This is a genomic window from Pseudomonas sp. DY-1, from assembly GCF_003626975.1.
Classification (GTDB): Bacteria; Pseudomonadota; Gammaproteobacteria; order Pseudomonadales; family Pseudomonadaceae; genus Metapseudomonas.
In genome coordinates, this window is record NZ_CP032616.1 from 1,004,767 (window position 1) to 1,018,576 (window position 13,810).

Here is a 13,810-nt window from a genome sequence, read left to right on the forward strand (position 1 = left end):
TAGGAGCGAGCGTGCTCGCGAAAGTCGAGCTCAGCAGGTTCGCGAGCAAGCTCGCTCCTACATGCCACGCTCCGAGCACAATGGGTGCTTGGAGGACTCAGTTCTCCGCCATCGACCGTTCGTGGACGTACTGCTTGAACTGTTCGGCCGGAAGAGGGCGGGAGAACAGGTTGCCCTGGTAGGTGTGACAACCGTGGCTGACGAGGAAGGCGCGTTGGGCCTCGGTTTCCACGCCTTCGGCAATCACCGAGAGCCCGAGGATCTGGCTCAAACTCACGATGGCGCAGGCGATGGCTGCGTCATTGGGGTCGACCAGCACGTCGCGGATGAACGACTTGTCGATCTTCAGCTGGTCCAGCGGCAGGCTCTTCAGGTAGGAGAGCGACGAGTAGCCGGTGCCGAAATCGTCCAGTGACAGGCCAATACCGATCTCCTTCAGTTCGATCATCTTGGCGACGGTATTTTCCATGTCTTCCACCAGCAGCCCCTCGGTCAGCTCGAGCTTGAGCCTCCTCGGGTCGGCACCCGTGTAGCGCAGCACGGTCAGTACCTCTTCCACGAAGTCGGGGTGGTGGAACTGGCGGGCGCTGACGTTCACCGCGACGACCAGTCGGGCGGTTTCCGGGTGCTTGGCCCAGGTCGTCAGCTGAGCGCACGCGGTTTGCAGTGCCCAGCGACCGAGCGGCAGGATGAGTCCGGTTTCCTCCGCCAGCGGGATGAAATCGGCCGGCAACACATTGCCGCGTTCGGGGTGCTGCCAGCGCATGAGTGCCTCTGCACCCACGATGCGGCCCTGGCTGTTCACCTGAGGCTGGAAGTGCAGCGATAGTTCCTTGCTTTGCAGGCCTTGTCTCAGGTCGGACTCCAGTCTGGCGCGGGCAGTGGCGACGGCCTGCATCTCCGGGTCGAAGAAACGCATGGTGTTGCGTCCGGCGGCCTTGGCGCGATACATCGCGAGGTCCGCGCGCTTCATGATGTCGTCGACGGTATTGAGCTGCCCTTGGAACAGGGCGATGCCCAGGCTGGGCGTGCTGTGGTGTTCGTAGCCGTCCAGCGGGTAGGACAGGTTCAGCGAGCTGAGGATCTTCTCGCAGATGGTCTTGGCCTGGATGGCGGCATCCGGGGGGTTCTCGCTGAGTCCTTCCAGCAGGACCACGAACTCGTCGCCGCCAAGGCGGGCGACGGTATCGCTTTCGCGAATGCAGGCGGACAGACGATGGGCGACCTGTTGCAGCAGCATGTCGCCCCGGTCGTGCCCCAGGGTGTCGTTGAGGGCCTTGAAGTTGTCCAGGTCGATCAGGATGACTGCGCTCGTGTGCTGGCTGCGGGCGCTGCTGGCCAGCGCGTGCTGCAGGCGATCCAGCATGAGTCGCCGGTTGGCCAGGCCAGTGAGTTGGTCGTAGAAGGCCAGGCGCTTGACCTCCTGCTCCGCGGCTTTGCGGTGGGAAATGTCGGTGTTGATCGACAGCACGGACTGCGGCAGGCCGTTGTCGTCGCGTACAAGGGTGCGGTGGCTCTCGAAGTTGATGGTGCTGCCATCCCTGCGTCGCAACGTTACCTCTCCCGACCAGTCGCCCAGTTCGATCAGGCTATGGGTGGCCGTGTCGATGGGGGCATGGCTAGGGTAAATGAGCCCCTGGGCCGACATGCCCAGCGCCTCGTCCCTGGTCAGTCCGTAAAGTCGCTCGGCGCTCCTGTTCCAGTAGAGGATGCGGTGATCCATGTCGTGTACGACGATGGCGTCCTGGGCCTTGTCCAGCAGCGATGCCTGCTGGCGGAACTGCCGTTCACTCTCGCGCAGTACGCTCAGGTAGCCTTCGCGCTCTGCAGCGTGGGACTCCATTTCACGTCGGATACGGCGCCCGTAGAAGACGGCTGCGGTAACCATCAGCAGCACGAAGACCATGATGGCGTATTCGATCCGGCGCAGTTCCTCGACCGATTCCAGTTCCTCCTCCAGGAGCTTGCTTTGGATCAGGCCGACGCGTTCGCGCACGGCGGCAAGGGAGGCGAGCAACTTGGCGTACTTGCGGTCCATGGTCGCCATGCGCTTGCCGGCTTCGTCCGACTTGCCTTCACGGAAGAACGAGAAGATGAGCGTGGCCTCTTTCACCATTTCGACCATGGCCGAGTCGACCTCTGCCACTTCACCCTTCAGGGCGAGCGTGAAAGCCTGGATGTCCGCGCTGTGTTCGGCCTGATTGGCGATTCGCACTTCCAATTGCTGCTTGGCGTTCGCCAGATGCTCGTCGAAGGCACGCAAGGCGGCAGTCATGTTCTGCGATTCGGCTTCGACATCATGGGTGTCGAACACGTTGTTGCCCGGCGCGTTCACTTCCGAGGCCAGGCTTCCAAGGGTCGAATAAGCGGAAAGCTGCTGGACCCAGGACTGGTTGGCCTTGATGGAGCGGTGGTAGGTATCGACGATCAGGTGGTTCAGGAGAACGCTCAGCACCACGACCAGCACGTCGAAGCCCGCAAGGAAGAAGTACATGCGGTGCCAGCGGGTCGTGGGTTGATTGTTCGAGTGGGCAGATATGACTTGGTTGGCAGCGCTTTCGCTCTCGAACGAATCCATTTCACGATCTCCAACCAACGTCCCTATGTATGGACCTGATAAGCGCCGTTCAAAAAGCAAGACATCCTGTTCGTTCAACCCCGGCACCGGATCCCCCGGAACTGGCGCCAGATACCGATTTCCATTCGGTGTGGTGACACTCAAAGCATAGCCATGGATTTGCCATTATTTCGCGGGCCGACTGCTGGTCCGCAGGTGGCGACGGGCTGTCGAGATGAGCGCGGCAATTCCAGCGGCCGTATCCATGGTTAGGCTATTTCCCGCGCGATCACCGTGCAGTCCGGCAGGCTCAGACGCTGCGGTTCGCCATCAGCGGGAAATCGCGCTGAGTGGGTGGGCACTCCAGGACGGGTCCCTCCGATTTTGTGCAGGCACCGGGGCTGGGCAATAAGAAGTGCCCGGTCGTTAGATTGAATATTCACTAGGGTTATTTGCTAATTCCTGAAACGCATATCCATTGCGCCGATAAAGCCGCTATCGATTCATGCCTGTTCGTGATCGCGGGCAATTCGCTGTGATCACGAAAGCAGCCACTGCAATCCATGGCGAAAACGCCGGCCGGGCATGTCCGGCCGACGCTGCCTCGTCACCTTGTCCGACAGATTCGCACCCCTAGAATCGGCCCCATTCCGGTTACACATTCCATCCTTTGAGGGAGCGCCACCATGATGAATGCCATGCAGATGCAAATGCCGATGTCCGCCAACACCATGATGCCGATGATGGGCATGCCCATGATGATGGCCACCATGCAGTGCGACATGCAGGACGACGGCATGATGTGCAAGATGATGCCGGCCATGGGCATGGACATGACGATGTTCCGCAACAGCGCGGAAATGATGGCGATGATGATGAACTGCGGCATGCCGATGATGATGCACTGCGGCAACATGTCGATGATGTGCATGTCCCAGGCCGGCATGGCCATGATGCCGATGCTGAACATGATGCCGATGATGGGGATGGGCATGCCCATGCCCATGCCGTCCATGAAGTGCATGATGGAGTGCTCGACGCAGGGCGACGCCATGATGTGCAAGATGATGCCGATGCAGGGCATGAACATGGAAATGTTCAAGAACTGCTGCGCCCTGATGATGAAAATGACAGAGTGCGGCATGCCCATGATGATGAGCTGCAACGGCATGCCGATGATGTGCTGCACCTGCTGATTGGCAGGATGTGAAAAAGCCCGGCCGGGAATCCCGCCGGGCTTTTTTTTTTTGTGCCTGCTCGTCAGGTCTTGGCGCGACGCAGGGCAGTCGTAGGGCGGACATCGCTCTTCATGTCCACCATCGCGGTTCGGCATGGCACTGATGGTGGATCGGTGAAGCGTGATCCACCTTTGTGGGGGTGTGTGGGGAAGAAGGGCGGCTCAGTCGAGCCGCTCGGCGTAGGTGGTAACCAGGTAGGCCACCGCTTCGCTGTTGGAGGGGTTGCGGTAGGCGTGGGGTTGGTCGGCGTAGAACAGGATCGAATCGCCGGTGGCGAGCAGGAAGCGTTCCTCGTTCACGCTGATCTCCAGCACGCCCTGGGCGACGACCAGGTTTTCCTGGGTGCCGGGGGCATGGCCGGGAGAGTCCTCGGTGGCCAGTCCCGCCAGGCGCAACTCATAGAATTCCACCTGGCGCGAACAATCGAAGGGAAACAACGCGCGGCTGACGAAGCTGCCGTCGCTGCTCACCAGGCGCTTGCTCTGGCGTGCCGGTAGTACGGCGACGCCGTCGAATGCGCGGTCATCCAGGAATGCGGCCACAGAGACCTTCAGACCCTGGGCAATCTTGCACAGCACCTTGATCGAGGGAACGCTGCGCCCGGATTCGATTTGCGCCAGCATGGCGCGGCTCACGCCGGAAACGCGGGCCAGACCGTCCAGCGAGAGGTTGCGCTTGGCGCGCAGGCGCAACAGGTTGCTGGCGACGCGCTGGCTGATTGGGTCGTCCACGGCAGTGGCCGAGAGCAACACCTGGTCAACGGCGTCGAGAGGTAGCGAATGACCCATGACTCACGCCTCGCGAATGCCATTTTCCCTCTGTTGCTGGATGAGCTGGAAAGCCCCGTAACCAGCCCGGCATGCGTACATCGTCCACATCAGCTCGGCCATGCGGCGCGCTTGACGGCGCGTGCGATAGCGGGCGAGGTCGATGACGTTGTCGGTGCGGTCCATGATGCAGCTCCTTGGGGAGTCCTGAGGGTTACGGGAGCAAGACTAGCTTTTGTCTTCTTAGATCAATAAATACTTAATTATTATTTGGTAATTCGTTTTGGATATTTAAAGGCGAACGCTCGTTTGGCGCGTGCGGCGCCCCAGGGGCTGTGACTGCTTGATCCGAAAAGAAGAAGCCAGGGCGTGGGCCCTGGCTTCCAGTCGTTTCAGTGAATCGTGGTTTCGACGAGTCAGAAGTGAGTCACCTCGACGATGACGCCTGCACTGAAGGGGCCGATCTGGGGTCGGTTTTCCCGCCAGAGCAGGTCGGCCCGGAAGGGAACCCTGACGACTTCCCGATAGGAGCCGCTGTGCAGGCTGAACCATTTGTTGAGGGGGGCGGTGGTTCTGTGATCGGGCCTTACCAGGGAGATGCCGACCGAGGGGTTGTCGTCGGGAACGAGCATGCCGGCGGCATCGGTGGCGGTGACCGGTGTGAATTTGGCTTCACTGGAAAATATGTCCTTGCTGCACGTCCTGGATATTTCAAGGTTGAAGTCGACGGCGCTGGCGACCTTGCCCCGTTGTGCGTCCCGGGCGTGGACCATGGGGAAGGTGATGTGATCGGGAACGAGGCTGAGTGTGGGAGTACAGGCAGAAGAGCGCACAAGCTGCAAGTTGTAGATAGTAGGAATGAACAACTGTCTGGCTGACAGGGAAGTATCACGGTCAACAGTGAATACAGTGTATGTCCCCACTTGGGTGGCCATGCCCGACGGCGGAAAGACGCCTCGCTTGAGCACGACAAGGCTGAAATCGAGGGTGAAATTGGCATGTCGCCCACACATCCCCGGTTTTCCATCGATTCCGCACACCATTTCTGTTTGAACGCCGGTAGGGATCTTCTCTCCCGTGCGCGTGTATATCTTTCCGCCAAAACGCATACCTACTTCAATGCCGCCATCGATTTTGTGGCTTTTCGGATTCACATAGATGGAAATGGGGATCTGGTCGCCGAGGCCCCCAGGGTCAAAGGCGTCCGCCCGACAGGACACTTTTCGGCTGAGTGGTTCGGATTCCCAGACGATGGTTCCATCCTCCAGGTCGGCGCCTACGGCCAGTCCGCGGGGCAGCGTAAAACTTCCACCGTTTCCCTGACAAAGCATTGCGAGGCTGGTTGAAGGGTGAAGGAGTATCAACAGTAGCGTTGGAAGAATGAGTTTGCTGATGTAGCGCATGGGCCGGTTGTCCTGAATCCATTTCTCGATCATCGATGGCCGCACGCGAACACATGAGGGCGAACGGCCGTGAGTAACGCCAGATTTCCGGGGCATCACTTTCTGTGTTACGGGAAATGAGGACAAGGCGAGGACGTGTGCGCTGTCTGTGCAAATTGTCCGAACACACTGTAGGCAGTCGGGCAGCCTTTAATTGGCCTTGAGCGTCGAAGCGCCTGGCGAGGCGAAGTGGAAAAGGCTCGACCTGTTGCGGGCCAAGCCTATGGGACTGGATGGAACCGGGGCGCCGGAGGGAGCGGTGGCGCCAGCCGGGGGTCAGATCTCGACCTGGGTGCCCAGTTCGATCACGCGGTTCACGGGCAGCTGGAAGTAGCGCAGGCTGCTGTTGGCGTTCTTGTGCAGGAAGGCGAACAACCCTTCCCGCCAGAGCGACATGCCCAGGCCCTTGGTGGGAATTACCGTCTCGCGGCTGAGGAAGTAGGTCGTGCGCATGGGCGTGAAATCCAGGCCTTCCAGGCGACAGGTGCTCAGCGCTTCCGGGACGTTGGGCTCTTCCATGAAGCCGAAATGCAGCAGCACCCGGTAGAAGCCGCCGTCGTAGCGGGTGACTTCGAAGCGTTGACCATCCTCGATACGCGGCGTGTCGCGAGTCACGACGGTCAGCAGCACCACTTGCTGATGCAGGACCTGGTTATGCAGCAGGTTGTGCAGCAGTGCATGGGGCACGGCGTCGGGGCTGGCACTGAGGAACACTGCAGTACCTTCGACGCGGTGCGGCGGCTGCAGGCAGATGCTGTCGATGAAGCCACGCAGGGGCAGGGCGGTTTCGTCGAGGCGCTCGATGAGGATGCGCTTGCCGCTTTTCCAGGTGGTCATCAGGAGGAAGAGGATCACCCCGGCGATCACCGGGAAGGCGCCGCCCTGGAAGATCTTCGGCACGTTGGCGCTGAAGAACAGCGAGTCGACGATCAGGAAACCCAGTAGCAAAGGCACTGCCAGCCAGCGTGGCACGCGCCAGAGCAGCAGCATCACCGCCGAAACCAGCAGGGTGTCGATCAGCATGGTAGTGGTCACGGCCACGCCATAGGCTGCCGCGAGGGCGCCGGATGAGCCGAAGCCGATCACCAGCAACACCACGCAGGTCATCAGCGCCCAGTTCACCACGCCGATATAGATCTGTCCCTGCGCTGCGCTCGAGGTGTGCTGGATCTGCATGCGTGGGATGTAGCCGAGCTGGATGGCTTGCTGGCTCAGCGAGAAGGCGCCGGAGATCACGGCCTGAGAAGCGATGACGGTGGCCAGGGTGGCGAGGCCGATCATGGGCAGCAGCGCCCATTCGGGGGCCAGCAGGTAGAAGGGGTTGCGGGCGGCCGCCGGGTTGGCGAGCAACAGGGCGCCCTGGCCGAAGTAATTCAGCACCAGGCCGGGCAGTACCAGGCTGAACCAGGCGCGGGCAATCGGCTTGCGGCCGAAATGCCCCATGTCGGCGTACAGGGCTTCGGCGCCGGTCAGGGCCAGTACCACCGCACCGAGGATGGTCACGCCAATGCCGGGATGGGCCAGGAAGAAGTTCAAGGCCCACCAGGGATTCATCGCCTGGAGCACTTCGGGGTGTTGGACGATGCCGTAGACGCCCAGTACGCCCAGCACTACGAACCAGGCCACCATTACCGGGCCGAAGAGAATGCCGATGCGGGCCGTACCGTGCTTCTGGATCAGGAACAGGCCAATCAGCAGTACAACGGTCACCGGCACCACCCAATGGTTCAGGCCCGGCAGGGCGACATCCAGACCTTCGACTGCGGATAACACGGAGATGGCCGGGGTGATCATGCTGTCGCCGTAGAACAGTGCCGTACCGAACAGGCCCAGCAGCACCAGCAATTTGCTCAGTCTCGGGTAGGCCGCCGTGGCGCGGCGGGCCAGTGCGGTCAGGGCCATCACGCCGCCTTCGCCGCCATTGTCGGCGCGCAACATGAACATCACGTACTTCAGCGACACCACCCAGAGCAGCGACCAGAGTACGAGGGACAGGATGCCGTACACCCCCTCGGGATTGACCTGTACGCCGTAATGGCCGGCGAATACTTCTTTCAGGGTGTACAGCGGGCTGGTGCCGATGTCGCCGTAGACCACACCGGCTGCGGCCACGAGCAGGCCGAACGAGGAATGAGGGCGAGCATGGGTGTGCTGCTCCAGGACGTTGGAACTCATGGAATCACTCCTGGGGGCTCGGTGCGGAGGGCGTCGGGGTCACGGCGTTGGTGCGGATCGGGTATGGCGGCGAACTGCCAAAAAGGGGCGGCAAGTATCCGTTGTGGGCGCAGCCGGCGGCGTAAAAAATGCGTAAAAAAGTCAGCGCCCGACCGGCTGGCGCCCGTCACTTGTGAGTGATCCCGGGGCTTATATGCTGAATGCTGTAGTCGGTCGAATGATGCGGAGGTGTGCGATGAGCGTTAATGCACTGGGTCTGATCGTCATCGGTTGCCTGTTCTTCGGCTGCATCGGCATGGTGCTGTGGGGCAACCGTCCTCTGGTCAAGGATTGGTTCGATCACCACCACTGGCACTGGCCACGGTTCCACTGATGCGGCGAATCAGCCCCTCTTTGGAGGGGCTGTGCTTTTGGGGGACGCGTCGCTCAGGGGAAGCTCAAAAAGGACCGCCACGGTGCCAAGGCGCAAACAGGCACTTCATCCCGTGACGGCCAAGCTCAAGAACGATGAGCAGCTTTAAAATGCATCGTTTTTGCATCTGGCGGTGTGCCATTAGCGCCGGCCATTTGACCGTACAGGCCGAAAGCAGCGCCCGGATTCCGATGGTCCGTGTTTGCCGGGCATACGGCGCACCCCAATGTGACGCTCCGGGCGAAGGTCAGTGACCTTCGCCCTGCTCGACGGGTACTGCCGCACTAATCCAGTGGGCTGACTCCAGGCGATTTCGGCCGCGTTGCTTTGCCTTGTAGAGCAACCGGTCGACGGCCTGGATGAAGGGCAGGGGCTGTTCATCGTGGCGGGGCACAACGGTGCCGACCCCCAGGCTGATGGTGAGCAGTGAGGCGATGCTGGATTTCTCGTGGGGTATGCACTGCTCGCGGATCAGCTTGCGGCAGCGCTCGGCCACCTGGCGAGCGGCGGGTTCATCGGTCCCCGGGAGGATCAGCACGAACTCTTCTCCGCCGAAGCGGGCGACGAAGTCACGAGGGCGGATGGCGGCGTTCATCAGCGCACGGCCGACGCTCTTCAGGCAGTCATCGCCCTGGATATGGCCATAGTGGTCGTTGTACTGCTTGAAGTAGTCGATATCGAGGAGGATCAGCGACAACGGCTCGCCGGTGCGTTGGGCACTTGCCCACTCCACGTCGAGCATCGAATCGAACATGCGCCGGTTGGCCACGCCGGTAAGGCCATCCTTGTAGGAATACTCTTCGAGCTGCTTCTGCAGGTCGATCAGCTGTTGCTCTGCCTTCTTCCGCTCGCTGATGTCGAACATGAAGCCGATCAGTGCTTCCACTTCACCGTCGGCGTCGCGCATGACATGCACCACGTCGCGAATCCATACGTAGTCGCCAGTGGTCGTCAGCGCGCGGTAGTCAGCCTCGTGATCGGTGCCGGCCTGGGACTGTGAAACGCAGAAGGCGACGACCGCATCACGGTCGTCCGGGTGCATGCGTTCGGCCCAGTCATTGACCGAGACCCAACTCGACTGGCTCCAGCCCAACAGCGCTTCGATCTGCGGGCCGATGTAGGCGAAGGTCATGGTCTTCCAGTCGATCTTCCAGGGGATCGCCCGGGTGGACTCCAGCAAGGCCTTGTAGACCTCCTGGGTGGTGGATTCGATGTCGTCGCTCATGGCTGCCCCCGTACTGGCCGACTCGGTTGGCGCCTTCCCTTGCGCAAAGCCTTCTTATACCGAATCGGACGCCGGTCAGGCAGTGGCTTCGAAAGCCACGTGGTAGCTGACCTCACCTACTGGCCACTCACCGCTGAAGGACAGGGCCTGGAAGTACTCCGCCGGCACGCCGGGCAGTACCAGCCCCGGCCGTACGACGAAGCCGAAGCGACCGTAATAGGCAGGGTCGCCCAGCAGCACGCAGCCTTGCGCTCCCAGTTCGCGCAAGGCCGCCAGGGCCGCGCCCATGAGTCGCGAACCAATGCCAGTGCCTTGGCGCGCCGGCGCCACGGAGATCGGGCCCAGGCCGTACCAGTTTGGCGCGCCGGAAGAAATGCCTACCGGCGACAGGGCTACGTGGCCAACGATCTCTCCAGCGTCTTCCGCAACCAGGGAAATCGACAACTGCCCGGCACGACGCAAGGCGTTGACGATGAACTGCTCAGTACCGCTGCTGTGAGGGGCTGTGGCGAAAGCAGCGGCAGTCAGGGCCTCTATGGCCGGGATGTCGGCGGGTACTTCCGCGCGGATGCCGAGGCTCATGATTTGCCTCCCTGGACTTGTGGTGCGGGTGAACCGGGCAGAGGAATGCCCTTGGGCCAGAGCAACCAGATCTGGCCTTGTTGTTTCATGTTGCCGGCCAGTTCGCCGGCCTCCATGCCAGTGCCCCAGAACAGGTCTGCGCGCACTTCGCCAGCAATCGCGCCGCCGGTGTCCTGGGCGGCGACCGGACGGATCACCGGGCTGCCGTCGGGCCGGGTGGTGGAGAGCCAGAGCAGGCTGCCGAGCGGGATCACCTTACGGTCGATGGCCACGCTGTAGCCGGCGGTAAGCGGCACGTTGAGCGATCCGCGCGGGCCTTCGTTGCTGTCGGGGTTGAGGCCGAAGAACACGAAGCTCGGGTTACTCGCCAGCAGTTCCGGCACCCGCTGCGGGTTGGCTTTCGCCCAGTCGCGAATCCTGCCCATGCTGACTTCTTCCTGCTTCAACTGGCCTTGTTCCACCAGCCAGCGGCCCACCGGGCGATAGGGATGGCCATTCTGGTCGGCATAACCGATGCGCAGTTGGCGCCCGCTCTCCAGTTGGATGCGTCCGGAGCCCTGGATCTGCAGGAACTGCAGGTCCATCGGGTCGGTCAGCCAGGCCAGCACAGGCGCCTTGACGCCCTGGGTGCGGATGGTCGCGGCATCGTCATAGGGCTTGAGCACGCGGCCTTCCAGGCGGCCGCGCAGGCGCTTGCCCTTGAGTTCCGGGTAGAGGCTGTCGAGGGCGACCACGATCATGTCTTCGGGAATCCCGTAGACGGGAACGGGCGTCTTCTCGCTCTGCTCCAGGCTGCCGGCGTAGACCGGTTCGTAGTAGCCAGTGATCAGACCCTGCGGGCTGTTGCGCGAATTGCGCAGGCTGTAGACCTCCAGCTGCGTCTTCAGCCAGGCGCGAATAGCGGCTGGATCATCCGGCACCTGCGCGGCGCTGCTGCAGGTGGTGGACCAGACCGGGTCCTTGGCCAGACGTGCGCAGGCCGAACGCCAGGCGGTGAAACCGGCGATCACGTCGGCGTCGCTGCTGGCAGGGAGTTCTTCCCAACTGGCCTTGGTGTAGGTATCGACCTTGGGCGGTTCGGGCTTGGTGGGTTCCTTGTCGCAACCAGCGAGCAGGGAGAGCAGGGCGGCGACGCACAGCGCCAGCCGGCCCGGACGGTAGAGAGGGGCGATCACGTCGTGATGTTCCTGATGGGAGAATCGAGGCCGGTAGCTTGGTGAATGGCGATGGCAACGTCAAATTGGGCGGACCGAAGCATTGATCCAAGCCACTGAAATCAAAGAGAAATATTCATCTAATAGGGTGCATGCAGTTTTTCTGGAGCTCCTTGGCGTGACCCGTACCGTTAGAAACTTCCGCAAAACCCTGGACGCTGTGGCGATGAACAACGAGGACGCTGCCTTGGCCGTAATGCGCGCGGCCGATCGCATAGGTGACGCCGTGTTGAAAGAGCAGCTGTTCAATGTGATCCAGCGAATGAACCAGGACGCGGCGGAGCTGCGGATGGTTCGTGATCAAGTCTCCTGACTGTGCAGTTGTAGGAATCTTTCTTTTGCCCCGAGTGCATTTTCTGCTTGACCTGCAGGACCGCGGGCCTCTAGATTGCCCGCCATGACGCAATTCCCTTGGTTGTCCGGCCCCGCGATTATTACCGCCATTCCAGCAGTGGCGGGTTAGCCGACGACCAAACAAAAAACCCGCCCTCGAGGCGGGTTTTTTCCTTCTGTCTCCTGGGCGCCAAGATCGAAACCAGGAGCCCAGCATGACCACCTTCACCACCCAACCCGCCGAACGTCTCACCGAGCGTCCGCTGGATGCGCGCGAAAGCCTGCTCAAGCACTACGTGCGCAAGATCCTCGCCGCGCCGGTGTACGACGTGGCCATCGAAACGCCCCTGCAGCCCGCACGGCAACTGAGTGAGCGCCTCGGCAACCAGGTGCTGCTCAAGCGCGAAGACCTGCAGCCGGTGTATTCCTTCAAGATCCGTGGCGCCTACAACCGCGTGGTGCAGTTGAGCGATGAAGAGCGCGCGCGTGGTGTGATCGCAGCCTCGGCGGGCAACCATGCACAGGGCCTGGCCCTGGCGGCGCGGGAGCTGGGTGTGAAGGCGACCATTGTGATGCCGCGCACCACGCCCGAGCTGAAAGTGCAGGGTGTGCGCTCCCGTGGCGGCAAGGTCGTGCTGCATGGTGATGCCTTCCCCGACGCCCTTGCCCATGCGCTGAAGCTGGCGGAGGAGCAGGGTCTGACGTTCGTGCCGCCCTATGACGATCCGGACGTGATCGCCGGCCAGGGCACCGTCGCCATGGAAATCCTCCGCCAGCACGCCGGCCGCCTGGACGCCATCTTCGTGCCTGTCGGCGGCGGCAGTTTGATCGCCGGCATCGCCGCCTATGTGAAATACCTGCGACCCGAGGTGAAGGTGATTGGCGTCGAACCGGAGGATTCCAATTGCCTGCAGGCCGCCATGGCTGCCGGGGAGAGGGTCGTGCTCAACCAGGTGGGGCTGTTCGCCGATGGTGTGGCGGTGGCCCAGATCGGCGCGCATAACTTCGAGGTCTGCCGGCACTTCGTCGATGAGGTGCTGACGGTGAGCGCGGACGAGATCTGCGCGGCGATCAAGGACATCTACGATGACACCCGCTCCATCACCGAACCCGCCGGCGCGCTGGCCGTGGCCGGGATCAAGAAGTATGTGGAGCGCGAGGGCGCCAGCGGGCAGACCCTGGCGGCCATCGATTCGGGCGCCAACGTCAACTTCGACCGCCTGCGCCATGTGGCCGAACGCGCCGAGCTGGGGGAAAAGCGCGAAGCCATCATCGCCGTGACCCTGCCGGAGCGACCCGGTGCGTTCAAGGCGTTCTGCGAGGCACTGGGCAGGCGCCAGATCACCGAGTTCAACTATCGCTACAACTCGGGAGACGAGGCACACATCTTCGTCGGCGTGCAGACCCATCCGGTTTCCGATCCTCGCGCGGCACTCGTGGCGAGCCTGCAGGGCCAGGGCTTCCCGGTACTCGACCTCACAGAGAACGAAGTGGCAAAGATGCATGTGCGCCACATGGTTGGCGGCCGCGCCGCATACATCGGCGAAGAGCGGCTGTTCCGCTTCGAGTTCCCCGAGCGTCCGGGCGCCCTGTTCAACTTCCTCAATAAGCTGGGCGGGCGCTGGAACATCACGCTGTTCCACTACCGCAACCACGGCGCCGCCGACGGTCGTGTGCTGGCCGGTCTGCAAGTGCCGGAGGATGAGAACCACCTGATCTTCGAGGCGTTGGACGAGATCGGTTATCCGTACTGGGAAGAGAGCGACAACCCGGCCTGCAAGCTGTTCCTGGGCTGAGACCGCGGCTGATCCTGGTGTCTTTGTGGGAGCGATTTCATTCGCGAATGCCGGTCTCAGGCCCGCTGC

At 62.0% G+C, this 13,810-nt stretch carries 12 protein-coding genes; 4 read left to right on the forward strand and 8 right to left on the reverse strand.

Translation table 11 applies throughout. The features are described 5' to 3' along the window. Positions 1-97: 97 nt before the first annotated feature. The gene (locus D6Z43_RS05040; protein ID WP_120650899.1) at positions 98-2,578 is read right to left on the reverse strand and encodes a bifunctional diguanylate cyclase/phosphodiesterase; all 2,481 of its coding nucleotides are present in this window, start codon (positions 2,576-2,578) and stop codon (positions 98-100) included. Positions 2,579-3,243: 665 nt separating this feature from the next. Between D6Z43_RS05040 and D6Z43_RS05045 the strand changes: the two genes are divergently transcribed. Further along, complete coding sequence (locus tag D6Z43_RS05045; RefSeq protein WP_120650900.1) at positions 3,244-3,753, forward strand: hypothetical protein; 510 nt, start codon at positions 3,244-3,246, stop codon at positions 3,751-3,753. 203 nt (positions 3,754-3,956) lie between these two features. Here D6Z43_RS05045 and D6Z43_RS05050 read toward each other — a convergent pair whose 3' ends face one another. The 4 genes from D6Z43_RS05050 to D6Z43_RS05060 all read right to left on the reverse strand — a co-directional run bounded on the left by D6Z43_RS05050 (position 3,957) and on the right by D6Z43_RS05060 (position 8,179). After that, positions 3,957-4,583 (reverse strand): helix-turn-helix domain-containing protein, encoded by a 627-nt coding sequence (locus D6Z43_RS05050; protein ID WP_120650901.1) that lies wholly within the window; start codon positions 4,581-4,583, stop codon positions 3,957-3,959. 3 nt (positions 4,584-4,586) lie between these two features. Further along, positions 4,587-4,748 (reverse strand): hypothetical protein, encoded by a 162-nt coding sequence (locus D6Z43_RS27785; RefSeq protein ID WP_162945807.1) that lies wholly within the window; start codon positions 4,746-4,748, stop codon positions 4,587-4,589. Between the two features lie 230 nt (positions 4,749-4,978). After that, positions 4,979-5,965 carry a fimbrial protein gene (locus tag D6Z43_RS05055; RefSeq protein WP_162945808.1) on the reverse strand — a complete coding sequence of 329 codons (987 nt, stop codon included), beginning with the start codon at positions 5,963-5,965 and terminating at the stop codon, positions 4,979-4,981. A 315-nt stretch (positions 5,966-6,280) separates the two neighbouring features. Beyond that, positions 6,281-8,179 carry a potassium transporter Kup gene (locus tag D6Z43_RS05060; RefSeq protein ID WP_120650903.1) on the reverse strand — a complete coding sequence of 633 codons (1,899 nt, stop codon included), beginning with the start codon at positions 8,177-8,179 and terminating at the stop codon, positions 6,281-6,283. Positions 8,180-8,414: 235 nt separating this feature from the next. On the opposite strand from D6Z43_RS05060, the gene D6Z43_RS27790 reads away from it, so the two are divergent. Further along, positions 8,415-8,552: a hypothetical protein gene (locus tag D6Z43_RS27790; protein WP_153921951.1), complete on the forward strand. Its 138-nt coding sequence runs from the start codon at positions 8,415-8,417 to the stop codon at positions 8,550-8,552. A 286-nt stretch (positions 8,553-8,838) separates the two neighbouring features. Here D6Z43_RS27790 and D6Z43_RS05065 read toward each other — a convergent pair whose 3' ends face one another. The 3 genes from D6Z43_RS05065 to D6Z43_RS05075 all read right to left on the reverse strand — a co-directional run bounded on the left by D6Z43_RS05065 (position 8,839) and on the right by D6Z43_RS05075 (position 11,573). Next, positions 8,839-9,816: a sensor domain-containing diguanylate cyclase gene (locus D6Z43_RS05065; RefSeq protein WP_120650904.1), complete on the reverse strand. Its 978-nt coding sequence runs from the start codon at positions 9,814-9,816 to the stop codon at positions 8,839-8,841. A gap of 75 nt (positions 9,817-9,891) precedes the next feature. Then, positions 9,892-10,398: a GNAT family N-acetyltransferase gene (locus D6Z43_RS05070; RefSeq protein ID WP_120650905.1), complete on the reverse strand. Its 507-nt coding sequence runs from the start codon at positions 10,396-10,398 to the stop codon at positions 9,892-9,894. After that, a complete protein-coding gene (locus D6Z43_RS05075) occupies positions 10,395-11,573 on the reverse strand; it encodes a murein transglycosylase A (protein ID WP_120650906.1) in 1,179 nt (392 codons plus the stop codon). The genes D6Z43_RS05070 and D6Z43_RS05075 overlap by 4 nt, the downstream gene beginning before the upstream one ends. A gap of 157 nt (positions 11,574-11,730) precedes the next feature. Between D6Z43_RS05075 and D6Z43_RS05080 the strand changes: the two genes are divergently transcribed. Continuing rightward, complete coding sequence (locus D6Z43_RS05080; protein ID WP_120650907.1) at positions 11,731-11,925, forward strand: hypothetical protein; 195 nt, start codon at positions 11,731-11,733, stop codon at positions 11,923-11,925. Between the two features lie 235 nt (positions 11,926-12,160). After that, complete coding sequence (ilvA, locus tag D6Z43_RS05085; RefSeq protein WP_120650908.1) at positions 12,161-13,741, forward strand: threonine ammonia-lyase, biosynthetic; 1,581 nt, start codon at positions 12,161-12,163, stop codon at positions 13,739-13,741. Positions 13,742-13,810: the final 69 nt, after the last annotated feature.